The 26,932-nt window shown below is 69.5% G+C and carries 25 protein-coding genes; 16 read left to right on the top strand and 9 right to left on the bottom strand.

All coding sequences use genetic code 11. The features are described 5' to 3' along the window. Positions 1-33: 33 nt before the first annotated feature. Together FHY04_RS14885 and FHY04_RS14880 are read left to right on the top strand one after the other, a co-directional pair. Complete coding sequence (locus tag FHY04_RS14885) at positions 34-2,541, top strand: circularly permuted type 2 ATP-grasp protein (protein ID WP_183936992.1); 2,508 nt, start codon at positions 34-36, stop codon at positions 2,539-2,541. Beyond that, positions 2,538-3,440 carry a transglutaminase family protein gene (locus tag FHY04_RS14880; RefSeq protein ID WP_183936991.1) on the top strand — a complete coding sequence of 301 codons (903 nt, stop codon included), beginning with the start codon at positions 2,538-2,540 and terminating at the stop codon, positions 3,438-3,440. Before FHY04_RS14885 ends, FHY04_RS14880 begins: the two co-directional genes overlap by 4 nt. Positions 3,441-3,557: 117 nt before the next feature. Here FHY04_RS14880 and FHY04_RS14875 read toward each other — a convergent pair whose 3' ends face one another. Continuing rightward, the gene (locus FHY04_RS14875) at positions 3,558-3,704 is read right to left on the bottom strand and encodes a hypothetical protein (protein ID WP_156360378.1); all 147 of its coding nucleotides are present in this window, start codon (positions 3,702-3,704) and stop codon (positions 3,558-3,560) included. Positions 3,705-3,799: 95 nt separating this feature from the next. Here FHY04_RS14875 and FHY04_RS14870 point away from each other — a divergent pair, with 95 nt between their 5' ends. From FHY04_RS14870 to FHY04_RS14845, 6 genes are all read left to right on the top strand, one after another. Continuing rightward, positions 3,800-4,732 carry a DnaJ C-terminal domain-containing protein gene (locus FHY04_RS14870; protein ID WP_082451212.1) on the top strand — a complete coding sequence of 311 codons (933 nt, stop codon included), beginning with the start codon at positions 3,800-3,802 and terminating at the stop codon, positions 4,730-4,732. A gap of 7 nt (positions 4,733-4,739) precedes the next feature. Then, on the top strand, positions 4,740-5,705 hold the full coding sequence (locus FHY04_RS14865) for a YihY/virulence factor BrkB family protein (RefSeq protein ID WP_183936990.1): 966 nt from the start codon (positions 4,740-4,742) through the stop codon (positions 5,703-5,705). Then, positions 5,702-6,505, top strand: a complete 804-nt coding sequence (gene fabI, locus FHY04_RS14860; protein WP_107930438.1) for an enoyl-ACP reductase FabI — start codon at positions 5,702-5,704, stop codon at positions 6,503-6,505. The genes FHY04_RS14865 and fabI overlap by 4 nt, the downstream gene beginning before the upstream one ends. 62 nt (positions 6,506-6,567) lie before the next feature. Next, positions 6,568-6,981 carry an endonuclease domain-containing protein gene (locus tag FHY04_RS14855; RefSeq protein WP_183936989.1) on the top strand — a complete coding sequence of 138 codons (414 nt, stop codon included), beginning with the start codon at positions 6,568-6,570 and terminating at the stop codon, positions 6,979-6,981. After that, positions 6,978-8,045, top strand: a complete 1,068-nt coding sequence (aroC, locus tag FHY04_RS14850; RefSeq protein ID WP_183936988.1) for a chorismate synthase — start codon at positions 6,978-6,980, stop codon at positions 8,043-8,045. The genes FHY04_RS14855 and aroC overlap by 4 nt, the downstream gene beginning before the upstream one ends. Before the next feature lie 56 nt (positions 8,046-8,101). Continuing rightward, entirely contained in the window at positions 8,102-8,599 is a 498-nt protein-coding gene (locus tag FHY04_RS14845) for a hypothetical protein (protein ID WP_183936987.1), read from the top strand. Between the two features lie 69 nt (positions 8,600-8,668). Here FHY04_RS14845 and FHY04_RS14840 read toward each other — a convergent pair whose 3' ends face one another. The 4 genes from FHY04_RS14840 to FHY04_RS14825 form a co-directional block, all read right to left on the bottom strand. Continuing rightward, entirely contained in the window at positions 8,669-9,958 is a 1,290-nt protein-coding gene (locus FHY04_RS14840; protein ID WP_031440105.1) for an adenylosuccinate synthase, read from the bottom strand. A gap of 30 nt (positions 9,959-9,988) precedes the next feature. After that, complete coding sequence (locus tag FHY04_RS14835; protein ID WP_056674010.1) at positions 9,989-11,089, bottom strand: ATP phosphoribosyltransferase regulatory subunit; 1,101 nt, start codon at positions 11,087-11,089, stop codon at positions 9,989-9,991. 39 nt (positions 11,090-11,128) lie between these two features. Next, positions 11,129-12,706 carry a phosphoglycerate dehydrogenase gene (gene serA, locus FHY04_RS14830; RefSeq protein WP_183936986.1) on the bottom strand — a complete coding sequence of 526 codons (1,578 nt, stop codon included), beginning with the start codon at positions 12,704-12,706 and terminating at the stop codon, positions 11,129-11,131. Positions 12,707-12,910: 204 nt separating this feature from the next. After that, positions 12,911-14,065 (bottom strand): phosphoserine transaminase, encoded by a 1,155-nt coding sequence (locus FHY04_RS14825; protein WP_183936985.1) that lies wholly within the window; start codon positions 14,063-14,065, stop codon positions 12,911-12,913. 232 nt (positions 14,066-14,297) lie between these two features. Here FHY04_RS14825 and FHY04_RS14820 point away from each other — a divergent pair, with 232 nt between their 5' ends. Further along, positions 14,298-14,963: an extensin family protein gene (locus tag FHY04_RS14820; protein ID WP_183936984.1), complete on the top strand. Its 666-nt coding sequence runs from the start codon at positions 14,298-14,300 to the stop codon at positions 14,961-14,963. A 46-nt stretch (positions 14,964-15,009) separates the two neighbouring features. Then, on the top strand, positions 15,010-15,894 hold the full coding sequence (locus FHY04_RS14815) for a TIGR00730 family Rossman fold protein (protein WP_183936983.1): 885 nt from the start codon (positions 15,010-15,012) through the stop codon (positions 15,892-15,894). A gap of 104 nt (positions 15,895-15,998) precedes the next feature. Here the strand turns inward: FHY04_RS14815 and FHY04_RS14810 are convergent, their stop codons facing one another. After that, on the bottom strand, positions 15,999-16,703 hold the full coding sequence (locus FHY04_RS14810; protein ID WP_031396507.1) for a cytochrome c family protein: 705 nt from the start codon (positions 16,701-16,703) through the stop codon (positions 15,999-16,001). A 138-nt stretch (positions 16,704-16,841) separates the two neighbouring features. On the opposite strand from FHY04_RS14810, the gene FHY04_RS14805 reads away from it, so the two are divergent. Next, positions 16,842-17,744: a prephenate dehydratase gene (locus FHY04_RS14805; protein WP_183937023.1), complete on the top strand. Its 903-nt coding sequence runs from the start codon at positions 16,842-16,844 to the stop codon at positions 17,742-17,744. A gap of 1 nt (position 17,745) precedes the next feature. On the opposite strand, the gene nudC is transcribed toward FHY04_RS14805, so the two are convergent. The 3 genes from nudC to FHY04_RS14790 are packed head-to-tail and all read right to left on the bottom strand — an operon-like array spanning position 17,746 to position 21,057. Then, on the bottom strand, positions 17,746-18,651 hold the full coding sequence (gene nudC, locus FHY04_RS14800) for an NAD(+) diphosphatase (protein WP_037529880.1): 906 nt from the start codon (positions 18,649-18,651) through the stop codon (positions 17,746-17,748). Further along, positions 18,648-20,015, bottom strand: a complete 1,368-nt coding sequence (locus FHY04_RS14795) for a serine hydrolase (protein ID WP_183936982.1) — start codon at positions 20,013-20,015, stop codon at positions 18,648-18,650. The genes nudC and FHY04_RS14795 overlap by 4 nt, the downstream gene beginning before the upstream one ends. Before the next feature lie 10 nt (positions 20,016-20,025). Beyond that, positions 20,026-21,057 (bottom strand): A/G-specific adenine glycosylase, encoded by a 1,032-nt coding sequence (locus FHY04_RS14790; protein ID WP_409349170.1) that lies wholly within the window; start codon positions 21,055-21,057, stop codon positions 20,026-20,028. A 26-nt stretch (positions 21,058-21,083) separates the two neighbouring features. Between FHY04_RS14790 and FHY04_RS14785 the strand changes: the two genes are divergently transcribed. The 5 genes from FHY04_RS14785 (at position 21,084) to FHY04_RS14765 (ending at position 26,873) form a co-directional block, all read left to right on the top strand. After that, the gene (locus FHY04_RS14785; protein ID WP_081877807.1) at positions 21,084-21,692 is read left to right on the top strand and encodes a DUF721 domain-containing protein; all 609 of its coding nucleotides are present in this window, start codon (positions 21,084-21,086) and stop codon (positions 21,690-21,692) included. Next, on the top strand, positions 21,693-22,355 hold the full coding sequence (locus FHY04_RS14780) for a thioredoxin domain-containing protein (RefSeq protein ID WP_183936981.1): 663 nt from the start codon (positions 21,693-21,695) through the stop codon (positions 22,353-22,355). Positions 22,356-22,374: 19 nt separating this feature from the next. After that, positions 22,375-23,109 carry a thioredoxin domain-containing protein gene (locus FHY04_RS14775; RefSeq protein ID WP_031439788.1) on the top strand — a complete coding sequence of 245 codons (735 nt, stop codon included), beginning with the start codon at positions 22,375-22,377 and terminating at the stop codon, positions 23,107-23,109. Positions 23,110-23,244: 135 nt separating this feature from the next. After that, positions 23,245-26,640: a chromosome segregation SMC family protein gene (locus FHY04_RS14770; RefSeq protein WP_183936980.1), complete on the top strand. Its 3,396-nt coding sequence runs from the start codon at positions 23,245-23,247 to the stop codon at positions 26,638-26,640. 47 nt (positions 26,641-26,687) lie between these two features. Then, the gene (locus tag FHY04_RS14765) at positions 26,688-26,873 is read left to right on the top strand and encodes a hypothetical protein (RefSeq protein WP_031394247.1); all 186 of its coding nucleotides are present in this window, start codon (positions 26,688-26,690) and stop codon (positions 26,871-26,873) included. Positions 26,874-26,932 lie beyond the last annotated feature (59 nt).

Genomic DNA, 26,932 nt, shown 5'->3' with positions numbered 1-26,932 from the left:
GCCGCCACTATTCGAAGGCATCAAGGCATGGAGATGGCGACGCAATCCACGCCCCCGACCGATACGGCGCAATCGAGCGCCTATGACGCGACACGCCATGCCGAGCGCTGGATCGCCGACTATTGCGCGCGCAGCACCGCCGCCGACATGCTCTGCCCCGCCGCCGACGGCAGTATCGACCCCGCCTGGACCGCGACCTTCGCCGAGCTCGCGATGGTCGCCTCGGACGATCTCGGCCATGTCCGCGAACGCGTCCAGCGTCACGCGGTCGATATCGGCACCGGCTTCCGCATCGCCGACGAACCCGACGAGCGCCCCTGGCCCGTCTCCCCCGTCCCGCTGCTGATCGAGGCGGACGCCTGGGCGCGGATCGCCGCGGGCGTGGTCCAGCGTGCGACGTTGATGGAATCGGTGATCGCCGATCTGTACGGCGAGGGAAAGCTGGTCGCGGACGGCCATATCCCCGCCACGCTCGTCACCGGCAGCCCGTTCTTCCTGCGGCCGATGGTCGGGCTCGACCCGCCAGGCGGCCGCCACCTCGATTTCATCGCGATCGATCTCGGCCGCGGTCCGAGCGGCGAATGGCGCGTGCTCGCCGATCACCTGCGTGCTCCCGCGGGTGCGGGCTATGCGCTCGAGAACCGGCTCGCGGTCGGCCGCACGCTCGGCGGGTTGCAGGCGCGGTTGAACGTCCAGCGCCACGCGCCCTTCTTCGCCGCGTTCCGCGCCGGGCTGGCGGCGATGTGCAAGCGCACCGATCCCCGCATCGGGCTGCTCACCCCCGGCCGGTTCAACCCGAGCTATCCCGAACAGGCGCATCTCGCGCGCTATCTGGGGCTGCTGCTCGTCGAGGGCGCGGATCTCGCCGCGCTCGAGGACAAACTCTATGTCCGCACGATCGGCGGGTTGAAGCGGATCGACGCGCTGTGGCGGCGGCTCGATCCGCGGCTGCTCGATCCGCTGGCGTTCGACACGCATTCGCAGATCGGCGTGCCCGGCCTCATCGACGCCTATGCTGCGGGCAATGTCGTGCTGTCGAATGCGCCCGGCTCCGCGGTGCTCGAGGCCCCCGCCTTCTCGGCCTTCCTGCCGCAACTCGCGCGCACGATCCTCGGCGAAGACCTGCTGCTCCCCAACATCGCGACCTGGTGGTGCGGGCAGGACGCGGCGCGCACCGCGGTCGAGGCAGATCTCGACCGGCTGCTGATCGCCCCCGCCTATCACACCCGCCCGCTCGGCCTGCCGAACGGTGCGACCGCGGGTGCCGACATCACCGGCGCCGACCGTGCCGCGCTGCTCGCCGACATGGCCCGCCGGCCGCAGGATTATGTCGGGCAGGAGATCGTTCGCCTGTCGACGATGCCCGTCGTCGTTGGCGACACGCTCGAGCCGCGCCCGTTCACGCTGCGCGTCTTTGCAGCACGCGGCGGCGACGGCGAATGGACCGTGCTGCCTGGCGGGTTCGCGCGGATCGGCGAGCATCCCGACGCGCGCGCCGCGGTGATGGGCGAGGGCATCTGGTCCGCCGATGTCTGCGTCTATGGGCCGGAGCCGGTCGCACCCGTCTCGCTACTTACCGCGCCCGATTCGCTCCACGTCCGCCGCAATCCCGGCACGCTGCCCAGCCGCGTCGCAGACAATTTCTACTGGCTCGGCCGCTATCTCGAGCGCGGCGAGGCGTTGCTCGCGGCGATCCGCGTGATGCTCGGCAATTCGATCGACGCGGACGGCGGCGCGGTGCTGTCGGCGCAGACCGTCGGCAAGCTCGTCGGGCTGATCGTCGGCGGCGGTGCCGCACCGCATCCCCCCGCGCTGCGCCGCGCCGACCTGACTGCGTTCGCGCGCACCGCGATGGAGGACGAGGGCTGGCAGTCGGTTGCGACGATCAACCGCCATGCGCGCGCGATCGGCGAGGGGTCGCGCGACCGGCTGTCCGCGGACATGGTACGGCTGCTCGAGGCCCCCTTCCCCACGCATCGCGGGATGCTCGAACGCGCCGGTTCGCTCCAGCGCCGCTATGCCGCGATCGCCGGGCTGTCCGCCGAGCATATGGGACGGACCGCGGCGTGGCGGTTCCACGATCTCGGCCGCCGGATCGAGCGCGCGATGGCCATGGCGCGCGCGATCCGGCTGTTCGGCATGCCCGGCGCCTCGCCCGACGACCTGTCGGTGCTGCTCGACCTCGCCGACAGCCAGATCACCTATCGCCAGCGCTATCCGACGGGAATCGCGCGCGTGCCGGTCATGGATCTCGTCGCGCTCGACCCCGGCAACCCGCGCAGCCTCGCCTTCTCTGCCGACCGCATCGCCGCGCGGCTCGCCGAGCTGCCGGTGCTGAGCGACGACGAGATGGCCGAACCGCAACAGGCCCAGGCGACCGCACTCATGGCGATCGTTATGACCGCGACCGCCGCCGAGCTGGACGCGGATACGCTGGGCGATGTCGAACGCCGGCTGGCGGGCGTGTCGGACGCGCTGGCGAGACGCTATTTCCTGCAGGGCGCAGAACCGCTCCGCACCAGCGAACTGACGCTCGCATGATCTACGACATCCGCCACGTCACCACCTTTGACTATGGCGCGAGCGTCAAGTTCGCGCGCTGCAACCTCCGGCTGAAGCCCATCGACTGGCCCGGCCAGCGGCTCGACGACTACACGCTCTCGGTCCACCCCGCGGGCCGGATCAGCCCCGCGCGGGCCGAGGCCGGGCTCGCCAACGTCACGCGGCTGGTGGTCGACAGCCCGGTCCGCCACCTGACGATCGAGAGCCGGTCGCGGATCACGGTCGACCGGCTCGTCCCCGTCCCCGCCGCCGGCGACCCGACGCTCGCCGAGATCGCGGCGTTGGCGCGCGCGAGCACCGACCTCTCCGCGGCGAGCCCCGCCACCTATCTCTATCCCTCGCCGCTGATCCCGCTCGACCATGCGATCGCCGATTATTGCGCGGCCGATCTCGACCCCGCGCGCGGCGCGCTGGAGGCGGGGATCGCGCTCGCCCGCCGGATCCAGCGCGAATTCGTGTTCGATGCGGATGCGACGCTGGTCGACACCCCGCCGCACGAGGCGTTCCTCCACCGCAAGGGCGTGTGCCAGGATTTCGCGCAGATCATGATCACCGGCCTGCGCGCCGCCGGCCTGCCCGCCGCCTATGCGTCCGGCTATATCCGCACCATCCCGCCCGCAGGCCAGCCGCGGCTGGTCGGCGCGGATGCGACGCATGCCTGGGTTCTGCTGTGGTGCGGGCCGGTACACGGCTGGGTCGGGATGGATCCGACCAACGGCATCTGGATGGCGAGCGACCATATCGTCATGGCGGTCGGCCGCGATTATGCCGAGATCGCACCGGTCGACGGCGTGGTGCTGGGCTCGGGCGCACAGAGCATGGACGTCAGCGTCGACGTCGCGCCGCTGGATGAGGCACCGGTACGGGTCGCCGGGTAACCTGTTTCACGGTATTCATCCCCGCGGAGGCGGGGACCCATATACTCGTACGGTTGCGATAGTCTCGCAGGACTGCCGGTATGGGTTCCCGCCTTCGCGGGAATGACGAGACGCGCGTCAGTCCTTCCCCTCATGCGGGTTCGGATAGGACCCGCCGCCACTCTCGCCGCCCTTGTCCTTGGCCGGCGCATCGTTCACCCCGTCCTTCTGCTTGGCACCATCATCGCCCTCGGGCACGCCCTGCATCGGTTGCTTGTCAGCCATCATCGTCTCCTCTCGCCCGCCAAACGCACGGCACGGGAATTGCGTTGCGCCCGCGGCGGCCCCACATAGACGCGCAAGACAGAGTGGGGACCTAAGTGGCCGATCCGTACAAGACCCTGGGCGTTGCCCGCGACGCGAACGAAGCCGACATCAAGAAGGCGTATCGCAAGCTCGCCAAGGAGCTTCATCCCGATCGCAACAAGGACAATCCGAAGGCATCGGAGAAGTTCAGCCAGGTCACCAACGCGTACGACCTGCTGAACGACAAGGACAAGCGCGCGCGGTTCGATCGCGGCGAGATCGATGGCGACGGCAACCCCGCCGCGCCGTTCGGCTTCGGTGGCGGTGGCGGTGGGCGCCCTCAGCCCGGCGGCGGCTTTCGCAGCGAAGGCTATGAGAGCGGCGGCCCCGACATGAGCGACATCTTCGAGGGGCTGTTCGGTGGCGCCCAGCGCGGCGGTGGCGGTGGGTTCGCGAGCGGCTTCGGTCGGCGTCCGCAGCCCAAGGGCGAAAACGTCGCCTATCGCCTGCAGGTCCCGTTCGTCGACGCGGCGACGCTCGAGCCCCAGCGCGTCACGCTCTCCGATGGCAAGACGCTCGATCTGAAACTGCCCGCAGGCGTCGAGAGTGGCACGCAGATGAAGCTCAGCGGCAAGGGCGAGCAGGGCCCGGGCGGCGCGGGCGATGCGATCCTGACCATCGATGTCCAGCCCCACCGCTTCTTCACGCGCGACGGCGATGACGTCCGCATCGACCTGCCGATCAGCCTTGCCGAGGCGGTGCTCGGCGGATCGATCAAGGCGCCGACCGTCGAAAAGCCGGTCATGCTGACGATCCCCAAGGGCACGACCTCGGGCAAGACGCTGCGCCTCAAGGGCAAGGGCTTCCACAAGAAAACCGGTGGCCGCGGCGATCAGCTCGTCACGCTGATGATCGACATTCCGGCCGACAACAAGGCTCTTGCCGACTTCGTCGAGGGCTGGGCGAAGAGCAATACCGGGAACCCGCGGGGGGCCATGGGCGTCTGAACGCCTTGTGAACGACAGCAATCTTACGCCCGAGGCGCGCGCCCATGATCATGGCGGCACGCGCAGGCGCCTCAATCGCGGCATGGCGAAGGTCAAGCCGGGCAGCCATGCGTTCGAGGTCGTCAAGCGTGCCGCGGTCGGCGTGTTCAACGACGGCTTCATCCACGCGGGCAACCTCGCCTATCTCGCGCTGATGACGGTGTTCCCGTTCTTCATCGTGGCCGCGGCGATCCTGTCGCTGTTCGGGCAGAGCACCGAGACGATCCGTGCGGTCGAATCCTTCCTCCATGTTCTACCCCCCAACGTCGCCGACCTGTTGCGCAAGCCGATCGCCGACGTGCTCGCCGCACGCACGGGCTCGCTGCTGTGGCTCGGCGCACTCGTCGGGCTGTGGACCGTCGGCAGCTTCGTCGAGACGATCCGCGACATCTTCCACCGCGCCTATGGGATCAAGGCGACCGCACCCTTCTGGAAATCGCGGCTCGGATCGTCCGCGGTGATCGTCGGCTCGGTGATCATGGCGCTGCTCTCCTTCCTGGTACAGGGCATCCTGACCGCGGCCGAACAGTTCATCTACCGCCTCGTCCCGTTCGCGCAGGACGCCGCGGGCTGGGTCGGCCTGTCCCGCCTGATCCCCGGTCTGCTGATGTTCGGCGCGCTGTATTTGCTCTTCTACTCGGTGACGCCGTCGCGCTATCGCTATTCGAAATGCCGCAAATGGCCCGGCGCGCTCTTCACTGCCGTCTGGTGGATCAGCGCGACCGCATTGCTGCCGATCGTCCTGTCGAGCCTGGGTGGCTATGACCTGACCTATGGCAGCCTGGCGGGCGTCGTCATCATGCTGCTGTTCTTCTACGTCATCGGATTGGGGCTGGTATTCGGGGCGCATTTGAACGCGGCACTGGCGGAACCCCTCGAAACAGCGCTAGAGCAACCGGCTGACGAGGTAGAGGCGAAGGCGAGAACGGCGTGAACGGTTTGATGGCGGGCAAGCGTGGGTTGATCATGGGTCTGGCGAACGACAAGTCGCTGGCCTGGGGGATCGCCAAGAAGCTGTCCGAGGCGGGCGCCGAACTCGCGTTCAGCTATCAGGGCGAGACGATGGAGAAGCGGGTCCGCCCGCTCGCCGAGCAGCTGGGCGTCGCGCGGCTGTTCGACTGCGACGTCTCCGACATGGGTGCGCTCGACGCGACCTTCGCCAAGCTGGCCGAGGAATGGCCGACGATCGACTTCGTCGTCCACGCGATCGGCTTTTCGGACAAGAACGAGCTGCGCGGACGGTTCGTCGATACCAGCCTCGACAATTTCCTGATGACGATGAACATCAGCGTCTATTCGTTCGTCGCGGTCGCGCAGCGGGCGGCGAAGATGATGAACCCGGGCGGATCGATGCTGACGCTCAGCTATTACGGCGCCGAGAAGGTCATCCCGCACTACAACGTCATGGGCGTCGCCAAGGCCGCGCTCGAGACGAGCGTGCAGTATCTCGCAGTCGATCTCGGCCGCGACAATATCCGCGTCAACGCGATCTCGGCCGGCCCGATCAAGACGCTGGCCGCGAGCGGGATCGGCGACTTCCGCCTGATCCTGAAGTGGAACGAGCTGAACTCGCCGCTCAAGCGCAACGTGACGATCGACGATGTCGGCGGCGCGGGGCTGTACCTGCTCAGCGACCTGGCATCGGGCGTCACTGGCGAAACCCACCATGTCGACGCCGGCTACAATGTGATCGGCATGAAGGCCGAAGACGCCCCCGACATCGCGCTGGTGTAAATACCCTCTCCCCTGCGGGGAGAGGGAGGGGCCCATGCGCAGCATGGGAGGATGAGGGCACGGTGAGGCAGAAGGACGGCACCGAAGCACTCAACCGCGCGCGGAAGCTGCGTCGCGACGCCACCGAGGCGGAAACCCGTTTATGGCAGAACCTCCGCAGCCGCCGCCTCGCCGACTTCAAGTTCCGCCGCCAGGTGCGGATCGGCCCGTTCATCGCCGACTTTCTGTGCATGGACGCCATGCTCGTCGTCGAGGTAGACGGCAGCCAGCATATCGGCGATGCGGCCTATGATGCCGACAGAAGTGCCTACCTCGCGAACAAGGGATACCGTGTGATCCGTGTCTGGAACAACGACGTGATGCAGCGGATGGACGACGTGCTTGCCGCGATCCTGTCCGCGCTTACAGACGTGCCCTCACCCTCCCATGCTCCGCATGGGCCCCTCCCTCTCCCCGTCGGGGAGAGGGCCAAGTGAGCGTCAACAGCTTCGGACGGATGTTCCGCTTCACCACCTGGGGCGAGTCCCACGGTCCCGCGCTCGGCGCGGTGGTCGACGGCTGCCCCCCCGGCATCCCCCTCACTGAAGCGGATATCCAGCCCTGGCTCGACAAGCGCCGTCCCGGCACCTCGCGCTTCACCACGCAGCGGCGCGAGCCCGATGCCGTGCGCATCCTCTCGGGCGTGTTCGACGGCCGCACCACGGGCACGCCGATCAGCCTGATGATCGAGAATGTCGACCAGCGCTCGAAGGACTATTCGGACGTCGCCAAGGCCTATCGCCCCGGCCACGCCGATTATGCCTATGACGCCAAATACGGGTTTCGTGATTATCGCGGCGGCGGCCGCTCATCCGCGCGCGAAACCGCGGCGCGCGTCGCTGCCGGCGCGGTCGCCCGGCTCGTCGTGCCGCAGGTCCGCGTCCGTGCCTGGGTCGAGGCGATTGGCGGCGACGCGATCGACCCTGCGAACTTCGACGACGCGCAGATCGACGAGAACCCGTTCTTCTGCCCCGATGCCGAAGCGGCCTTGCGCTGGGAAGCGCTGGTCGACGCCGCGCGCAAGGCGGGATCGTCGCTCGGCGCGGTCATCGCGTGCGAGGCGACCGGCGTCCCCGCGGGCTGGGGCGCGCCGCTCTATGCCAAGCTCGATGCCGAACTCGCCTCGGCCTGCATGAGCATCAACGCGGTCAAGGGGATCGAGATCGGCGACGGGTTCGCCGCCGCCGCGCTCTCGGGTGAGGCCAATGCCGACCCCATGCGACCGGGCCCAGAAGGCCCCGAATTCCTGGCCAACCATGCAGGCGGGATTGCCGGCGGGATCGCCACCGGCCAGCCGATCCGGCTGCGCGTCGCGTTCAAACCGACCAGCTCGATCCTCACCCCCGTCGAGACGATCAGCCCGACCGGCGAGGCCGCGACGATCGCCACCAAGGGCCGCCACGACCCCTGCGTGGGCATCCGCGGCGTGCCCGTCGTCGAGGCGATGGTCGCACTCGTCCTTGCCGATCAGGCGCTGCTTCACCGCGGCCAATGCGGCTGACCGGGGAACATAAGTCGAACCGAAACGCTGTGTCTCCAACACGATAGGAGAGAAACATGCGTATTCTGACCTCGATTGCAGCGGCAGCCCTGATCCTTCCGGCCGCCGCCATGGCCCAGACCACCGGCGGTACCGCAGGTGGCACGATGGGCGGTACGATGGGCGGCGGCACGACTGGTGGCACCATGGGCGGTACCATGGGTGGCGGCACCACCGGCGGCGCGATGGGCGGCATGTCCACGGGTTCGACGGCGCAGTCGGGCACCACGGCCACCGATTCCGCGACCCAGACCCGCACGCAGCGCGGCACCCGCGCCCGTAGCCGCACGCGCGGGACGACGGGTACGACGACCGGTACGACCACGGGTCCCGATACGGTGACCGGCACCGGCACCACGACCGGCACGACCTCGGGTTCGATGTCGACTGGCAGCACCGGCCCGGGCACCATGGGTGGAACGATGGGCGGCACGGCCGCAGGTGGTACCATGGGCGGCACCATTGGCGGTTCGGCAACGACCGGCGGCACCGTCGGCGGCACGCCGCCACGCTGAGCCACACGGGCTGATCCAAAAAAAAGGCCGGGCAATCGCCCGGCCTTTTTCATGTCAGCGATCGTCGCATCAGTCCGAGAACGGATCCCGCACCAGGATCGTGTCCGCCCGCTCCGGGCTGGTCGAGACCAGCGCCACCGGGCAGCGGATCAGCTCCTCGATACGCCGGATATACTTGATCGCCTGCGCCGGCAGATCCGCCCAGCTGCGCGCACCGGCGGTCGTTTCCTGCCAGCCTTCCATCGTCTCGTAGATCGGCTCGACCAGCGCCTGGTCGGCGGCATGCGCCGGGAAATAATCAAGCGTCTCGCCGCGCAGACGATAGCCGGTGCAGATCGACACCGTCTCGAACCCGTCGAGCACGTCGATCTTGGTCAGCGCGATCCCCGTGATGCCGCCGACCGCCGCCGACTGGCGCACCAGCACCGCGTCGAACCAGCCACAGCGACGCTTGCGCCCCGTCACCGTCCCGAACTCGTGCCCGCGCACGCCCAGCCGCTCGCCGGTCTCGTTCTCGAGCTCAGTCGGGAACGGCCCCGACCCGACCCGCGTCGTATAGGCCTTCGCGATCCCGAGCACGAACCCGACTGCACTTGGTCCGAGACCCGAACCGCCCGCCGCAGCGCCTGCAATCGTGTTCGACGAGGTGACGAACGGATAGGTGCCGTGATCGACGTCGAGCAGCACGCCCTGCGCACCCTCGAACAGGATCCGCTTGCCGGCCGAGCGCGCCGCGTTCAGGTCGCGCCACACGGGCTTGGCGAACGGCAGGACGAAGCCGGCAATCTCGCGCAGCTCGGCGATCAGCGCCGCACGGTCGATCGGCGGCTCGCCGAACCCGGCGCGCAGCGCGTCGTGATGCGCGGTCAGACGATCGAGCTGCGGCCCCAGGTCGTCGAGATGCGCCAGATCGCACACGCGGATCGCACGGCGACCGACCTTGTCCTCATAGGCCGGGCCGATGCCGCGGCGCGTCGTGCCGATCTTGCCCGCGCCGCTCGCATCCTCGCGCAGACCATCGAGATCGCGGTGGAACGGCAGGATCAGCGCGCAGGTATCGGCGATGCGCAGCGTCTCGGGCGTCGCGACGACACCCTGTGCGCCGAGCCGGGCGATCTCGTCCTTGAGCGCCCAGGGATCGAGCACCACGCCGTTGCCGATGAACGACGGCGTGCCGCGGACGATGCCCGACGGCAGCAGCGACAGCTTGTACACATTCTCGCCGACGACGAGTGTGTGGCCGGCATTGTGGCCGCCCTGGAACCGCACGACCATGTCGGCACGCTCGGCGAGCCAGTCGACGATCTTGCCCTTGCCTTCGTCGCCCCATTGCGCGCCGATGACTGCTACGTTGGCCAAACTCTATCTCCTGAGAATTACCCGCAGCGCCTACAGCGCGCGGGGCGCATCCGCCACCCAAAGATGCGTGCAGACCTGCGCTTCGGGGGTATCGCCCGCGTCGAGCGCGGCGACCGTGACCCAGCCCTGAGCCCGCATCGCCGCACCGTCCGCCGCCGGCGTACCCAGCGGCAGGAACAGGCGGCGACGATCGACGCTGACGACCCGGTCGACCAGCGGGTCGGCGAACAGCGAGAAGCCCGTTGCCGCTTCCTCGGCCCCGCTCTCATGCACCACGGTATAGGTGCCGCCACGCCCGACCTCGCGCGCGCTGCCATCCGCGAACAGCGAGAAGCCGAGCCAGGTCTGATATTCGAACCCGTGCCGCTCGGTCGGGTCGAGCGTCAGCGCGACGCGGCCGTCGAGCGCCGCGGCGATCCGTGTGAGCGCGTCGAGCCGCGACGCGAGGGCACCTGTCGTATCGAACATCCGCAGCCGTTCCATCGCCGGCGCGAACGGCCCCGCCGCCTCGATCAGCGGCAGATAGGCGGGCGCGAGCGCGGCGACCGCGCCGGCATCCTTGGCATCGAGCCGGTCGCGCAGCGTCGCGACCTGATCGGGCGCGACCGGCAGCGGGCCCGCCGCAAGCGTCGACACCAGATCGGGCAGCGTGAAGTCGATCGACGCACCGCGGACCTCGGCCGCGCCGAGCATGTCGACCGCGACCGCGACGACCTCCTGAGCGGCAGCGACCGAATCAAGCCCGATCAGCTCGCAACCGATCTGCCGCGTCTCGCGCGCGGGCGCGAGCTGCGACGCGCGCAGCTTGAGCACCGAGCCGGCATAGCTCAGCCGCACCGGCCGCGGGTGATGCCCCATCCGCGTGGCCGCGATCCGCGCGACCTGCGCGGTGATGTCGGGACGGATCGCGAGCGTACGCTGCGACACCGGATCGACGAACCGCACCGCATCGTGCAGCCCGCCCGCCTTCAACCGCATCTCGAGCCCATCAGCAAATTCGGCCAGCGGCGGATCGACGCGCTCATAGCCGTGCAGGCGTGCAGCCTCGAGCACACGCGCTTCGAGCGCGGCTGCCGAATCGGCGAAGGGGGGCAGGCGGTCTCGAAAACCTTCGGGGAGCAAAGCAGTCATGCGCGTGCCTCTAACCACTTCGCCCCCCGTTCGCGAGCCTTAGAAGTTGAGACCCATCGCGGTCTTAACCCCCGGCAGCGCGCGCACCTTGGTCAGCAGCTCCGGCGTCACCGCCTCGTCGACCGACAGCAGCAGCACGGCCTCGCCGCCCGCCTGGCGGCGGCCGAGATGGAAGGTGCCGATATTGACCCCCGCCTCGCCCAGCGCCGTCCCGAGCCGCCCGATGAACCCCGGCGCATCCTCGTTCACGACATAGAGCATCGGCCCCGCCAGATCCGCCTCGATCTTGATCCCGAGCAGCTCGACCAGACGCGGCGCCGAATCGCCGAACAGCGTGCCCGCGACCGAGCGCTCGCCATCCTCGGTCCTGACCGAGACGCGAAGCAGCGTGTGGTAATCCGCCTCGCGCTCGGTCCGCACCTCACGCACCTCGAGCCCGCGTTCGCGCGCCAGCACGGGGGCGTTGACCATGTTGACGGTGGCGGTCTGCGTCTGGAGATAGCCCGCCAGCACCGCGCTGGTGATCGGCTTGGGGTTCAGTTCGGCCGCCGCGCCCTCGGTATGCACCGAGATCCGCGTCACCGCGCCATGCGTCAGCTGCCCGACCAGCGCACCGAGCTTTTCCGCCAGCGCCATGTACGGCTTCAACTTGGGCGCTTCCTCCGCCGACAGCGACGGCATGTTGAGCGCGTTGGTGACGCCGCCCGACATCAGGAAATCGGCCATCTGCTCGGCGACCTGGATCGCGACATTGACCTGCGCCTCGGTCGTCGACGCGCCGAGATGCGGCGTGCTGATGAAGTTCGGCGTGTTGAACAGCGGCGACGCCTTGGCGGGCTCCTCGACGAACACGTCGAGCGCGGCACCGCCGACCTGGCCCGAATCGAGCGCCGCCTTCAGCGCGACCTCGTCGATCAGCCCGCCACGCGCGCAGTTGATGATCCGCACGCCCTTCTTGGTCTTGGCGAGCGCCTCGGCCGAGAGGATGTTGCGCGTCTGGTCGGTCAGCGGCGTGTGCAGCGTGATGAAGTCGGCACGTGCGAGCAGCTCGTCGAGCGTGACCTTCTCGACACCGATCTCGATCGCACGCTCGGGCGTCAGGAACGGATCGAACGCGACGACCTTCATCTTGAGCCCGCGCGCACGGTCGGCGACGATCGAGCCGATATTGCCCGCGCCGATCAGGCCGAGCGTCTTCGACGTCAGCTCGACACCCATGAAGCGGTTCTTCTCCCACTTGCCGGCCTGCGTCGAGGCATCGGCCTCGGGCAGCTGGCGGGCGAGCGCGAACATCAGCGCGATCGCGTGCTCGGCGGTGGTGATCGAGTTGCCGAACGGCGTGTTCATCACGACGACGCCCTTCGCCGAGGCGGCGGGGATGTCGACGTTATCGACGCCGATACCCGCGCGGCCGACGACCTTCAGGTTGGTCGCGTGCTCGAGGATCTCCTTGGTCACCTTGGTCGAGCTGCGGATCGCGAGGCCGTCATAGTCGCCGATCATCGCCATGAGTTCTTGCGGCGTCTTGCCGGTGATCTCGTCGACCTCGACGCCGCGCTCGCGGAAGATCTGGGCGGCGCGGGGATCCATTTTGTCGGAAATGAGGACTTTTGGCATGGGATTGCTCCTGGGAATGTCGGGGGAACGGAGGTGCGCGCTCGGTTTTGAAAGTCCGTCCTCACCCTGTCCCGTCACCCCGGCGGACGCCGGGGCCCATGGTTGCGGTCCGCTTAGTGAGCGGATGCTCCGTGTCCATGGGTCCCGGCGTTCGCCGGGATGACGGAAAAGGGCGGTGGGAAAAACGGGCGGCAGTAGCGGGTTTTAGGCAGCCTTGGCGGTCGCGTAGGCCCAGTCGAGCCACGGCCCGAGCGCGACGATATCGGCGGTGTCGACGGTCGCGCCGCACCAGATGCGCAGGCCCGGCGGCGCGTCGCGGTAGCCCGCGACGTCGTACGCCGCGCCGGCCTTTTCGAGCGCGGCGGCCATCGCCTTGATCATCGCCTCGTCGGCACCCTCGACCGTCAGGCAGACGCTCGTCTTCGAGCGCGTCGCCGGATCGGCCGCGAGGTGGCCGAGCCAGTCGCGCTCCGCGACGATCTTGTCCAGAGCCGCGGCATTGGCGTCGGACCGCGCGATCAGCCCGTCCTCACCCAGCGACTTCGCCCATTCGAGGCTGAAGATCGCGTCTTCGACGGCCAGCATCGACGGCGTGTTGATCGTCTCGCCCTTGAACACGCCCTCGGCGAGCTTGCCCTTCGACACGAGGCGGAACACCTTTGGGAGCGGCCACGCAGGCGTGTAGCTCTCGAGCCGCTCGACCGCGCGCGGGCCGAGGATCAGCACGCCGTGTGCGCCCTCGCCTCCGAGCACTTTCTGCCATGAGAAGGTCGCGACATCGATCTTGGTCCAGTCGATGTCATAGGCGAACACGCCCGACGTCGCGTCGGCGAACGACAGGCCTTCGCGGTCGTCGGGGATCCAGTCCGCGTTCGGCACGCGCACGCCGCTGGTGGTGCCGTTCCAGGTGAACAGCACGTCGTTCGACCAGTCGACCGAGTCCAGATCGGGCAGGTGGCCGTAATCGGCGCGCACCACGGTCGGGTCGATCTTGAGCTGCTTGACCGCATCGGTCACCCAGCCCTCGCCGAAGCTTTCCCAGGCGAGCGCGGTGACGGGCTTGGCGCCCAGCATCGTCCACATCGCCATCTCGTACGCGCCGGTGTCGGAGCCGGGGACGATGCCGATGCGGTGCGTGTCGGGAAGCTTCAGCAGCTCACGCATCAGGTCGATGCTGTACTGGAGGCGGGTCTTGCCGATCTTCGAGCGGTGCGAGCGGCCGAGCGAATCGGTGGCGAGCTTGTCCGCGGACCAGCCCGGAGGCTTCGCGCAGGGACCGCTGGAGAAAAAGGGGCGTGCCGGCTTGGTTGCAGGCAGCACAGGCGCACCTGTGGCGGTGGCGTAGGTCGTATCAGTCATGTATCTCTCCTCACAGAGAGCACGCGCGGCGTTGGGACCGCGTGGCCCGTCGCCGGCCCTAACGACGTGGCGCGGCGAGTCAACCATGTCCGCGCATGCGCTTCCGTCGCCACGCTCCCCGTTCGCCCCGAGCGAAGTCGAAGGGCAGCGCCGCACACGCCCACGCCTCGACTCGCCGCAACGCCGCCCCGCAACGCGTGACAAGCCGGTGCCACGCGGGGATGATGGCCCCATGTACCGCGTCCTTTACCCTCTCCTGCTCGCGCTCGCGCCCATTCTCGCGCTCGCCGCCTGCGGCCGCGCCGATCGCCCCGCCGCGCCGCAACAGACCCGCCCCAACCTCTCGGTCCCGAGCAACCGCGAGACCGCGCAATGCCTCGCCGACCTGCGCCAGCTCCACGTCTCGTTCCAGCTCCTGCCCGACCGCGAGACCGGTCCCGGCTGCGGGCTCGCGGGCACCGTCAAGCTGGTCGATATCGGCGTCCCCGTCGCCAACCTCACCGCGGTCCGCTGCGGCGCGGCGCGCGCGCTGATCGGCTGGACGCGCAACGCGGTCGCCCCCGCCGCCTATCAGATGCTCGGCAGCGAACTCGCGCGGATCGACAGCATGGGCAGCTATGCATGCCGCAACGTCGTCGGCTCGGCCCGCAACGCGAGCCGCCGCTCGGGCCATGCGGTCGCCAACGCGGTCGACATCGGCGGTTTCGTGCTGAAGGACGGACGACGGATCAGCATCCTGAACGACTGGTCATCGCCCGACCCGCAGGTTCGCCAATTCCTCCAGACGATCCGCGCCTCGGCCTGCAAGCGGTTCGGGACGGTGCTCAGCCCCTACTATAACGCCGCGCACCGCAACCACCTCCATCTGGAGGACGATCGCGCGAATTTCTGCCGCTAGTACACCGGTCTAGCCCTGCGCCCGGCTTTCGACTAAATCCGCCGAAATGACAGATACCCGCATTCCCTCACGCGTTTTCGCGAACGCCAGCCAGGACGCTGAAACCGCCCGCGAGATCGTTTCCACGCCGCAGACCCAGCATCCGCATTACCGGCTCGCCTTCCAGGACATGGACTTCCTGCTCCGCGAAGATCTCCGCCCGGTGCGGTTCCAGCTCGAGCTGCTCAAGACCGAGCTGGTGCTCGAGGAAGCGAAGATCGCCTCGACCTTCGTCTTCTACGGCTCGGCGCGCATCCCCGAGCCCGCCAAGGCACAGGCACTGCTCGAACTCGCCAGCGACGAAAAGTCGAAGAAGATCGCCGAGCGGCTGGTCGAGAAGTCGAAATATTACGACGTCGCGCGCGAGCTCGCCGCCAAGGTCAGCGTCCTGCCCCGTGACGAGCGCGGCTGGCGTCAGTTCGTGGTGTGCTCGGGCGGCGGTCCGTCGATCATGGAAGCCGCCAATCGCGGTGCCGACGATGTCGGGGCCGAGTCGATCGGGCTGAACATCGTCCTGCCGCATGAGCAGGCCCCCAACCCGTACGTCACCCCGTCGCTATCGGTGCAGTTCCACTATTTCGCGCTGCGCAAGATGCACTTCCTGCTCCACGCCCGCGCGCTGGCGGCGTTCCCGGGCGGGTTCGGCACGTTCGACGAGCTGTTCGAGCTGCTGACGCTGATCCAGACGGGCAAGATCCAGCCGATCCCCGTGCTGCTGTTCGGTCGTCAGTTCTGGGAGCGCGTGGTGAATTTCGACGCGCTGGTCGAGGAAGGCGTGGTCAGCGAGAAGGACCTGTCGATCTTCCGCTATGTCGAAACCGCTAACGAAGCCTGGGCCGCGGTTCAGTCCTTCTATCGCGAGCGTGCCGCGGCCGAAGCCGCAGAAGCCTGACCTTCTGCCCCCTCTCCCCTCGGGGGAGAGGGCCGGGTGAGGGGCTGCCAAACAGCGCATACCCCGCAACAGCCCCTCTCCTCACCGAGGAGAGGGAGCCGCGATTACTGCTCCGTCCGCGCACCCTTGCGTGCAGCTTCCGGATCGACCGATGGCGCACCTGAGGCGGCCGTGCCGGTGTTCGCGATATCCGCGGTATCGCCGCCGTTCTCGACCGCAGCCTCGGCGGCGTTGGCGGTCGCAGGCTGATCTCCAGCGGCAGCGGGTTCTGCACCGGCGGCAGGCGCTGCCGGCAAGGGCAGGTTCGACCCCTGCTGGTTGAGATACAGGATCACGTTCGCGCGGTCCTCGGCACTGCCCAATCCGGCAAAGGTCATCTTGGTGCCCGGCGCGAACTTGCGCGGGCTGGTCAGCCACGCGTTCATCTTGTCGAAGTCCCACTTGCCGCCGACGCCCTTCAGCGCGTCGGTGAAGGCATAGCCGCCCTTGCCCTGCGCGATCCCTTCGCCCAGCGTCGCATACAGGTTCGGACCGATCCCGTTCGCGCCGCCCTGGTTGATCGTATGGCACGCGGCGCACTTCTTGAAGACCTCGGCACCCTTGGCGGCGTCGGCGGTCGGCAGCAGCGACGCGATCGCCACCTCGGCAGCGCCACCGCCGGCACCCTCCTCGACGACGCCCTCGATCGCATAGCCCATCTTCTCGGGGCGCTCGCCGTGGAACAACATGCCCCCCACGATCGACAGCCCAAGCGCCGCACCACAACCTGCGAGCACCCAGCCGGCGATCGTATTGGTCCTGTCGTCCATAAAGCGCACCCACCCCTATTTGATTTAGGACAGCCATAGAAAAGCCTGACCGACACCGCAAGCAAACGCTGCGCCCCGTCTTGCGCGGGCGCCGCGCGCCCTTGATTGCATCCGGCCCGCTGGCTACGCGCCGTGGCGATGGAAAACTTCGCCGCCCCCGCCCGTCCGATCGTCGCGCGGATGACCCAAGCCGCGATGGCGGAGCCCGCGCGCGCGGTCGCGTTTCAGGGCGCGCCCGGCGCCAACAGCCATGTCGCCGCGACCGAGGCATTTCCGGACGGCCTGCCGCTGCCCTGTTTCGACTTCGCCGATGCGATCGACGCGGTGAAGGACGGCCGCGCCGACTGCGCGATCATTCCGATCGAGAATTCGCTCCACGGCCGCGTCGCCGATATCCATTTCCTGCTGCCGGAATCGGGGCTGGTGATCACCGGCGAGCATTTCCTGCCGATCCGCCACGCGTTGATGGGGATCGGACCGCGCGATGGTATCCGCCAGGCGATGAGCCATCCGCAGGCGCTCGGCCAGTGTCGCCACTGGCTCAAGGCGCACGGTATCGAGCCGGTAAGCTACCCCGATACCGCGGGCGCCGCGGCCAAGGTCGCCGAGCTTGCCAACCCGACGATCGCCGCGCTCGCGCCACCCGCCGCCGCCGCGCTCTACGGGCTCGATCTGCTAGCGACCGACATTGCCGATGCCGATCACAACACAACCCGCTTCGTCACGCTCGCGCGCGGCGGCAAGCCACCGGCGGCGCAGGATCCGGCGGGCGGCGACTGGATGACGACGCTGATCTTCGAGGTCCGCAACGTCCCCGCCGCGCTCTACAAGGCGATGGGCGGCTTCGCGACCAACGGCGTCAACATGACCAAGCTGGAAAGCTACCAGCGCAACGGCAGCTTTGCCGCGACCGAATTCTACGCCGATGTGGTCGGCAAGCCGGGCGACGCGAACCTCGACCACGCGCTAGAGGAGCTGGGCTTCCATTCGAAATGGCTTCGCGTTCTCGGCACCTACCGCCAGGCGCGCACACGCGGCTGAGTCACCCCTTCGCCCAGACGGTCAGCAGCGTGTGCGCGATCGCATAGGGCGGCGGCGGCAGGAACGGTCCCTCCTCGCCGCGCAGCACCGCGCGCACCATCTCGCGCGGCACCCACATCGCATCCTCCAGCTCGTTCACGTCGAGCGTGATCGCGTCGTCCACGGCCTCCGCGACGCACGCGATCATCAGCGACGAGGGGAAGGGCCAGGGTTGGCTAGCGACATAGCGGACGCGGCCGACGCGCACGCCCGATTCCTCGGCGATCTCGCGCGCGACCGCCTCCTCGATCGATTCGCCGGGCTCGAGAAACCCCGCCAGCGCCGAATAGCGCCCCGGCGGCCAGCCCTTGCCGCGGCCGAGCAGCGCGCGCCCGTCATGCTCGGCGATCATGATGACGACGGGATCGACGCGCGGGAAATGCTCGGTCGCGCAATTGGGGCATTTGCGCGCCCAGCCTGCGCGGAACATCGCCGTCGCGGTCCCGCACTTCGCGCAGAAGCGATGCCGGACATGCCAGTCGAGCACGCTGCGCGCCGCGGCATAGGTCGCCGCCTCGCCCGGCGCGAGGCTGCCCAGCACCGCCATCAGCGCGGGCGAGCGCATCGCCGGGGCGTTGTCGACCCCCATGCCCGCGAGCAGCGCCGTGAAATGCGGCCGCCCGCTCTCATCGAGCCCGAGCAGGATCGGCTCGGCATCGTCGGGCAGGTCCGCCATCGACGTCCATTCGAGCCGCCCCTCGCCCGTCACGGCGGGCAACAGACCGTCGAGCGCGAGCAGCCGCGCCCGCCAGTCGCCCTGCGCCGCCGCCAGAGCGTCTGCATCGTGGCGCAGAGCATCGGCACGATCGAGCATCCCCCCGGTAAAGCCCGGTGCGACATCGGGCATGAGATCCGCGGTCAAGCTCATCGGCGCACGCCCCCCGCGGATCCGCTTCGCGCGACATCGGCGACCAGCGCGCCGACCACCTCTTTCCGCAGCGGCCATTTCTCACCGGGGAAATAATTGACCATCACCGTGCTCCGGACATGACGGACCGGGTCGACCCAGGCGAACGTCCCCGCCGCGCCGCCCCAGCCATAGGTGCCCTTCGACGCGCCGCCCGGCACGTCGGCCAGATAGACCGACCCGCCCGCGCCGAACCCCATTGCGTTACCCACGGTCGCCGCACCGGTCCCGGTGCCGATCCCGCCGAACGACACGCCCTTGGGCATCAGGTTCGACATGCCGAGCGCGACCGTCTCGGGCTTCATCACCCGCACGCCGCCCAGCGTCCCGCCATCCTGCAGCATGTGCAGGAACCGGTCATAATCGCGCGCCGACATCACCAGCCCCGCGCCGCCATAGGGAAAGCTCGGCCGCTCGGCGAACACCGACGTCGCCGCAGGGTCGAGCGGGGCGCGGTTGTCGCCGACGAACGCATAGTTGGTCGCCAGCCGCTTCAATCGGTCCTGTGGCACCATGAAGAAGGTCGAACTCATCTTGAGCGGCGCGAACATCCGCGTCTGCAGGAACCGCTCGAACGACATTCCGCTCGCCACCTCGATCACCCGGCCCATCACGTCGAGCCCGATCGAATAGCTCCATTTGGTGCCCGGCTCGGCGACCAGCGGCAGCGTCGCTGCGCGGTTCGCGAAGTCCTCGAGCGAGGTCGGGCGCACCTTGGCCATCTGCGTTTCCATCTGCGCATTGACCGACATCGGCAGCACACCGCGCTGCTCATATTCCTTGAGCAGCGGCCCCTTCACATTGATGCTGTAGCCGAGCCCCGCGGTGTGCGTCAGCAGCATGCGGATCGTGATCGGCGTCGTCGCGGGCCGCGTCGCCAGCGACGTGTCGGGGTTGGTCGCGACCGTCATCGTCTTGAACGCGGGGATGTATTTGCTCAGCGGATCGTCGAGGTTCAGCCGACCGTCCTCGACCAGTATCATCGCCGCCATACCGGTGATCGGCTTGGTCATCGAATAGACCCGCCACAGCGAATCGGCGTCGGCGAACGGCCGCCCCGGCTCGTCGCCGATTTTTCCGCTCGCCAGGAACAGGGTCGGCCGGTCGCCCAGCCCGAACGCGCCGACGATGCCGGGCATCTTGTTGTCGCGGACATAGCCGTCGAACAGCCGTTCGAGGATCGGCAAGGCGGCGCGTGCGGGATCGCCCGCGCGTTCGGTGACGGCGATGGGGCCGGGGTCGGCCTGTCGCTGCGCCTGCCCCAGGGCTGCGGTCGCCGCCAGTGCGGCAATCACGCCGGTCGAAATCCAGTGTGCACGCGTCATGCAGGCCTCCCTATCGCGCCCGTATAGCCTGGACGGCCTTGGCGAAAACAGTCGGCAGCCCGGCGGTATCCAGGGTCTCGACGGGCCACCATTCGCCGGGTTGATGCGCCTCCACCCGCGCCACCGCAAGACCGAGTTCGAGGTCGAAATGCGTGAAGCCATGCGTGACGCGGTCGTCGAGCATCTGCCAGTCGGCCTGTGCCGGTGCGGCCTCGAACCCCGGCGGCTGGTCGGTCCAGGGCCCGGTCGGGAGCGCGCGCATGCCGCCGAGCAGCCCGGTGTCGGGCCGGCGCACCAGCAAGACCTGTCCGTCGCGCTCGAGCCAGAAGATCGTCCCGTGACGCTGCGGCTTGGCGGCTTTCTTTGCCTTGACCGGCAGCCGTTCGGGCTCCCCTTGCACAAAGCCGTCGCAGTCGGGGCGGAGCGGGCACAGCAGGCATTTGGGACTGCGCGTCGTGCAGATCGACGATCCCAGATCCATCATCGCCTGCGCGAAATCGCCGGCTCGCATGTCGGGCGTGATCGTGTCCGCGGCGGCCCGGATCGCTGGGCGCGCGGCGGGGAGCGGCGTCGCAATCGCGAACAGCCGCGCGACGACGCGCTCGACATTGGCATCGACCACCACCGCGCGCTCGCCGAACGCGATCGCCGCGACCGCCGCCGCGGTATAGGCGCCGAGCCCGGGGAGCGTCCGCAGCGCGGCCTCGGTCCGCGGAAACACGCCATCATGCTCCGCGACCACGACCTTCGCCGCCTTCACCAGGTTGCGCGCGCGGGCATAATAGCCGAGCCCCGCCCAGGCGGCCATCACATCGGCATCGTCCGCCGCGGCGAGGCTTTCGAAATCGGGCCAGCGCGCGGTCCAGGCGAGGAAGCGCGGGGTGACCGCGGCGACCGTGGTCTGCTGCAGCATCACCTCCGACAGCCAGACGCGATAGGGATCAACCGTCTCGCCCGGCCGGGCACGCCACGGCAGCACGCGACGATGCGCGTCATACCAGTCGAGCAGGGCGACGGGGACCGAAGAGCGCTTGGCGTTCACGCGCCGCCTATGGCATGGGTGGCGCGATGAGCAACCCGCCCGGTATCACCACCGAACAAAAGTCCGCGACCGCGGCCAGCGCGACGGACGTTCCGCCCGCGCGCAAGACCGCCGTCCGCAAAACTGCTGCCCGCAAGCCCAAAGTCGACGCCGATGCGCCGCGCGCCAACCGGTCGCGCGCGGTCGCCGAACTGCTCCCCGCGATCGGCGGCGCGGCGTTCCGGCGCTTCGGCTTCATCCAGTCGTCGGTCGTCAGCCGCTGGCCCGAGATCGTCGGCGAGCGGTTTTCCGGCGTCAGCACGCCCGAATCGATCCGCTTCCCGATGGGACAGAAACAGGATGGCGTCCTGACGCTGACCGTGCGCGGCGCGCATGCGCCGATGATGCAGCACGTCATTCCCGAGATCACCGAGCGCGTGAACCGCTTCTTCGGCTATGCCGCGGTCGCGCGCATCACCATCCGCCAGGGCGAGGTTGCGAAGCCGCGCGTCAAGGCGGCGCCGCCCCCGCTCCGCACCGTTCCCGCCGATCTCGGTCTCAGCCTGAAGGGCATCGCCGATCCCGAACTGCGTGCGGTCCTCGAATCCCTCGCCGCCGGCGTCGCCTCGACGAGCGGCCTTCCCAGGATCAGCTGAATGCGTCTGTTCTTTGCGTTGTTCGGTTTCGCGCTGCTCACCGCGGCCGCGCCCGCCCCGAAGCCCGTGCCAGTCACCCGCACGGCAAGCGGCACCTATGTGCTCGGCAGCCCCGCAGCCCGGGTCAAGCTCGTCGAATATGCCAGCTACACCTGTTCGCACTGTGCCGATTTCTCGACCCAGTCGCAGGCGGTGCTGAAGGGCAAGATGATCGCGTCGGGATCGACCAGCCTCGAATTCCGCCACATGATCCGCGACCGGCTCGATCTCGCCGCGGCGGTTCTCGCACGCTGCACCGGGCCGCGCGGCTTCTTCCCGACATCGGCGGCGATCTTCGCGGCGCAGCCCGCCTGGCTCGAAAAGGGGATCGAGTTCCAGCAGGTCAACGCCGCGCGCATCAACCTCTATCCGCGACCGGCGCAGCTCAAGGCCTATGCCGATGGCGCGGGGCTGACCGATCTGGTCAAGGCACGCGGGCTGTCCGCCGCCGCGATCGACGCGTGCTTCGCGGATACGGCGGAGATCGACCGGATCCTCGCCATCACCGCGGCGGCACCGCCCGAGGTCGATTCGACGCCGTCCTTCTTCATCAACGGCAAGGTCATGCCGCATGGCGGCTGGGCCCAGCTCGAACCCGCGCTGCGCACTGCCGGCGCCCGCTAATTTCGTTGGAGTATCCCGCATGAAGTTCGTCACTGCCATCGCCGTCCTGCCGCTCGCGCTCGCTGCCTGTTCGGGGGGCGATTCGTCGAACACCACCCAGGCCGCAGCCCCCGTCGCCGCGGCGACCGCCCCCGCCGGTCAGAACTGGACCGAGACCGTCGTCAAGACCGACGAGGGCTATCTGATGGGCAACCCCAATGCCCCGATCAAGCTGGTCGAATATGGCGCGCGCTCCTGCCCGACCTGCGGCGCGTTCGGCCGCGAGGCGTTCAAGCCGCTGACCGACAATTACGTCTCGACCGGCAAGGTCAGCTTCGAATTCCGCGACTTCCTCGTCCACGGCGCGCCCGACGTCGCGCTGACGCTGCTCGGCCAGTGCGGCGGGACCGCGCCGTTCTTCCCGATCCTCGAGCAGATGTACCAGAACCAGAACGCCTTCCTCGACAAGCTCCAGACGATGCCCCCGGCGATGCAGCAGAGCCTTGCCAATCTCGCCCCAACCGCGGTCGCGACTAAGCTCGCCGAGCACATGGGCGCGATCGACTTCGTCAAACAGCGCGGCATTCCCGAGGCCAAGGCGCGCGCCTGCCTCGCCGATCAGAAGCAGCTCGAGATCATGGCCAAGCCGACCGAGAATGCGATGCAGTCGGGCACCGTCACCGGCACGCCGACCTTCCTGCTGAACGGCAAGAAGATGGAAAACGTGCTGTCGTGGAGCGAGATGGAAAAGGCGCTGAAGGCCGCCGGCGCGTAAGCCGCATCCCGTCCGGCGGGCATTCGGCAGCCCGGACTGTTTCCTCGCACAGGCGGGGATCCAGTCCGGGCTGCCGCCTTCGCGGGAGAGCAGGAGCGCGCTACGCTCGCCAATCGTGAAGGGAGAGCGCGCGCCATGCAGATCAAACGCCTCCGCATCACCGGGTTCAAGAGCTTCGTCGAACCCGCCGACCTGGCGATCGAACCCGGGCTGACCGGCGTGGTCGGCCCCAATGGCTGCGGCAAGTCTAACCTGCTCGAGGCGCTGCGCTGGACGATGGGCGAGGCCAGCGCCAAGTCGCTGCGCGGTGCGGGCATGGACGACGTGATCTTCGCAGGCACCGCGACCCGCCCCGCGCGCGATTTCGCCGAAGTGTCGATCCTCGCCGAGATCGCCGGCCCCGACGGCGCCGACGAACGTGAGATCGTCCGCCGGATCGAACGCGGCGCAGGGTCCGCCTACCGGATCGACGGCCGCGACGTCCGCGCGAAGGATGTCGGGCTGCTCTTCGCCGACGCCGCGACCGGGGCGCATAGCCCCGCGCTGGTCAGCCAGGGCCGGATCGGCGCGGTCATCGCCGCCAAGCCCGCCGACCGCCGCGCGATGCTCGAGGATGCCGCCGGGATCGCCGGACTCCACGTCCGCCGCAAGGATGCCGAGGCGAGGCTGCGTGCGACCGAGGCCAATCTTGCACGGCTCGATGCGGTCATCGCCGACCAGGACGCACGCGCCGCCGCGCTCAGACGCCAGGCGCGCGCCGCCGAACGCTATCGCCTGCTGTCGAACCAGATCCGCGTCGCGGAGGCACGGACGATCTTCGCGCGCTGGCGGGACGCCGCCGCCGCCGCCGAGTCGGCGACCGCCGACGCCGCGCTGGCCGAGGCACGAGTGGCCGCTGCCGCCGCCGCCGAGTCCCTTACCGCGAAAGCGCAGCACGACGCCGCCGCTGCGGTCGCCACCGCTCGCGCCGCCGCGCTCGCCGCGCGCGACCATGCCGCCGAAAACAGCCACAGGCTGTCCGGCCTGCGGACCGAACGCACCGCGCTCGACCGCCGCCTCGCCGATCTCGCCGACTCGCGCCGCCGTATCGCCGAGGACCGGCTGCGCGAGGGTAGCCTCGCCAGCGACGCCGCCGACGCGCTCGCCCGCCTCGCGACCGAGATCGCCGCGCTCGATGCCGCGATCGCCGCCGCCACCGCCGCGCTTCCCGCGCTCGACGCCGCGCAGGCCGAGGCCGAACGCGCCGCGCGCGACGTCGAGGTCGCGCTGGCGCAGGCGATGACCCGCCATGCGAGCGACGTCGCAGAGGCGCGCGTCGCCGCCGCCGCGCTCGCCGCCGCGCGCGCCCGCGCCGATCGCGCCGCACGCGACGCGGCGCAGATCGAGGCGGCGCACCGCGCACTTGGCGATTCCGCCCCGCTCGAGGCCGATCGCGCCACAGCCGCCGAGGCGCGTCTCGCCGCGCTGGAGGACGCCGCCGCCGCCCGCCACGCGCTCGCGCAGGCCGATAGCGACGAACGCGCCGCAAGTGGTTTGCGCGATGCCGCCGAGACCGCGCGCGCCACCGCCCGCGCCGAACTCGCCGCGCTCGACAGTGAGGCCGCCGCGCTCACCCGCGCGACCCAGCGCGGCGGCCGCGACCGGCTGCTCGACCATGTCACCGCCACGCCGGGGCTGGAGCGCGCGCTCGCCGCCGCACTCGGCGACGATCTGGATACCGACCCCGCCGCCTGGGCAGGCGCGGCGCCCGCGCCCGGCGATCCCGCGCCCCCGCCCGGCACCACTGCGCTTGCCGCCGACGTCGACGCACCCGCCTCCCTCGCGCGCCGGCTCGCGCAGGTCTTCGTCACCGACCGTGACGACGGCCAGCCGCTCGCGGTCGGCCAGCGCCTCGTCACCCGCGACGGCGTGTTGCGCCGCTGGGACGGCTTCGTCGCACAGGGCAGCGGCGCCGCGGCCGCCGAACGGCTCGAACGTCGCAATCGCCTGCACGCGCTGGAGGCCGCGCGCCCCGCCGCCGCCGCCACGCTCGCCGTGCATGACGCGGCGCGCACCGCGATCGACCAGCGGATCGCCACGCACCGCCAAGCCGCCCAGGACGCCCGAGCCCACCTTTCCGCCGCCGAGACCCGCATCCGTGACTCGCAGCGCAGCGAGGATCGCGCCGCCGCCGCGCTCGAGCGCCGCGCCGGACAGCGTGCCGATCTCGACCAGCGCGCGCACCGCGTCCATGCCGAACAGGCCGATGCCGCCGCGGAGCTCGCCGCCGCCGAGGCCGCGGCCGCGGCACTGCCCGACGGCCGCGCCAGCGCCGACGCGGTCGCGACGCTCCACCGCGACGCCGAGGGCCGCCGCGGCGCGGTCGCACAGGCGCGCAGCGACCGCGCCGCGCAGGACCGGCTGCGCGCCGAAACGCGCGAACGCCTCGCCGCCGCACAGGCCGATATCCGCAGCTGGCGTGCGCGCGCGGGCGAAGCCGCAACCCGCATCACCGCCTTGGACCGCCGCGCCCGCGACGTCGCCGCCGATGCAGAGGCACTCGCGGACCGCCCCGCCACCCTCGATGCCGCGATCGCCACGCTCGATACCGAGCACGCCGCCGCGCGCGCGCACGCCGACACGCTCCAGACCGCCGAACGCGCCGCCGAAGCCGCGCTTCGCACCGCCGACGACGCGCATCGCCGCGCGGCCGAAGCGCTCGCCGAGGCACGCGAGCACCGCGCCGGCGCGCTCGTCCGTGTCGACACACAGGAGCAGCAGCGCCGCGAACTAGGGCGGCTGTCGGGCGAGCGTTTCGCCTGCCCCGCCCCCGTCCTGCCCGAACGCCTCGACTTCGCGGCCGCCGATGTCCGCACCCCTGCGGAAGAGAGCCGCGCACAGGACTGCCTGACCGCCGAGCGCGAGCGGATCGGCGCGGTCAACCTCGTCGCCGACCAAGAGCTCGCCGCACTCGAAACGGAGGCGGTCGGCAATGCGGCCGACCGCGACGAGCTGGGTCAGGCGGTCCACCGGCTGCGCGGCTCGATCGGCACGCTCAACCGCGAGGGGCGACAGCGGTTGCTCGCGGCGTTCGAGACGGTGAACGGCCATTTCCAGCGGCTGTTCGCAACGCTGTTCAATGGCGGCAGCGCGCATCTCGAGCTCGTCGATTCGGACGATCCGCTCGAGGCGGGGCTCGAGATCCTCGCCCAGCCCCCCGGCAAGCGGCTCCAGTCGCTGACGCTGTTGTCGGGCGGCGAGCAGGCGCTGACCGCGGTCGCACTCATCTTCGCGCTGTTCCTGACCAATCCCGCGCCGATCTGCGTGCTCGACGAGGTCGACGCGCCGCTCGACGACGCCAATATCGACCGCTTCTGCGACCTGCTCGACCGGATGGCGCGCGACACCGCCACGCGCTACCTCGTCGTCACGCACAATGCGGTCACGATGAGCCGCATGCACCGGCTGTTCGGCGTGACGATGATCGAACCGGGGGTCAGCCGTCTCGTCTCGGTCGATCTTCAGGCCGCCGCCATCCTCGTCGCGGCATAAAGGCGTCACCCGCTGCGAAACGCGAGCAATCGCGCTATAATGGTCGGATGTTCCTCGACGACTCGACGATCTGGCCGCGCAAGGACGATCTTCCGCCGCGCAAACCCGCCTTCCGCCATGAGAAGGCGCTCAGCCGCATGCTCCTCGTCTATGCGCTCGCGTTGATGCTCCTCCCGATCAGCCTTGGCAGCTTCGTCGACATCATCCGCTACGTCGCTGGCCTGTTTGGATAATCCCCCAGACAGTTGATCCGCATCAATCGACAGGCCCTTACGCGGAACGTAAGATGAAC

The organism is Sphingomonas sp. BK481, assembly GCF_014194875.1.
Classification (GTDB): domain Bacteria; phylum Pseudomonadota; class Alphaproteobacteria; order Sphingomonadales; family Sphingomonadaceae; genus Sphingomonas; species Sphingomonas aerolata.
This window is presented reverse-complemented; position numbering and strand designations above follow the sequence as displayed.

What these genes read in the sequence shown, in the direction of transcription:
- FHY04_RS14780 (WP_183936981.1), top strand. Translation starts at nt 21,693, where the DNA reads ATGCGTCTGTTCTTTGCGTTGTTCGGTTTCGCGCTGCTCACCGCGGCC.
- serA (WP_183936986.1), bottom strand. Translation starts at nt 12,706, where the DNA reads ATGCCAAAAGTCCTCATTTCCGACAAAATGGATCCCCGCGCCGCCCAG.
- FHY04_RS14795 (WP_183936982.1), bottom strand. Translation starts at nt 20,015, where the DNA reads ATGACGCGTGCACACTGGATTTCGACCGGCGTGATTGCCGCACTGGCG.
- FHY04_RS14785 (WP_081877807.1), top strand. Translation starts at nt 21,084, where the DNA reads ATGAGCAACCCGCCCGGTATCACCACCGAACAAAAGTCCGCGACCGCG.
- FHY04_RS14810 (WP_031396507.1), bottom strand. Translation starts at nt 16,703, where the DNA reads ATGGACGACAGGACCAATACGATCGCCGGCTGGGTGCTCGCAGGTTGT.
- FHY04_RS14825 (WP_183936985.1), bottom strand. Translation starts at nt 14,065, where the DNA reads ATGACTGATACGACCTACGCCACCGCCACAGGTGCGCCTGTGCTGCCT.
- FHY04_RS14820 (WP_183936984.1), top strand. Translation starts at nt 14,298, where the DNA reads ATGTACCGCGTCCTTTACCCTCTCCTGCTCGCGCTCGCGCCCATTCTC.
- FHY04_RS14765 (WP_031394247.1), top strand. Translation starts at nt 26,688, where the DNA reads ATGTTCCTCGACGACTCGACGATCTGGCCGCGCAAGGACGATCTTCCG.
- nudC (WP_037529880.1), bottom strand. Translation starts at nt 18,651, where the DNA reads ATGAGCTTGACCGCGGATCTCATGCCCGATGTCGCACCGGGCTTTACC.
- FHY04_RS14815 (WP_183936983.1), top strand. Translation starts at nt 15,010, where the DNA reads ATGACAGATACCCGCATTCCCTCACGCGTTTTCGCGAACGCCAGCCAG.
- FHY04_RS14845 (WP_183936987.1), top strand. Translation starts at nt 8,102, where the DNA reads ATGCGTATTCTGACCTCGATTGCAGCGGCAGCCCTGATCCTTCCGGCC.
- FHY04_RS14775 (WP_031439788.1), top strand. Translation starts at nt 22,375, where the DNA reads ATGAAGTTCGTCACTGCCATCGCCGTCCTGCCGCTCGCGCTCGCTGCC.
- FHY04_RS14875 (WP_156360378.1), bottom strand. Translation starts at nt 3,704, where the DNA reads ATGGCTGACAAGCAACCGATGCAGGGCGTGCCCGAGGGCGATGATGGT.
- FHY04_RS14835 (WP_056674010.1), bottom strand. Translation starts at nt 11,089, where the DNA reads ATGACTGCTTTGCTCCCCGAAGGTTTTCGAGACCGCCTGCCCCCCTTC.
- FHY04_RS14770 (WP_183936980.1), top strand. Translation starts at nt 23,245, where the DNA reads ATGCAGATCAAACGCCTCCGCATCACCGGGTTCAAGAGCTTCGTCGAA.
- FHY04_RS14885 (WP_183936992.1), top strand. Translation starts at nt 34, where the DNA reads ATGGCGACGCAATCCACGCCCCCGACCGATACGGCGCAATCGAGCGCC.
- FHY04_RS14805 (WP_183937023.1), top strand. Translation starts at nt 16,842, where the DNA reads ATGGAAAACTTCGCCGCCCCCGCCCGTCCGATCGTCGCGCGGATGACC.
- FHY04_RS14880 (WP_183936991.1), top strand. Translation starts at nt 2,538, where the DNA reads ATGATCTACGACATCCGCCACGTCACCACCTTTGACTATGGCGCGAGC.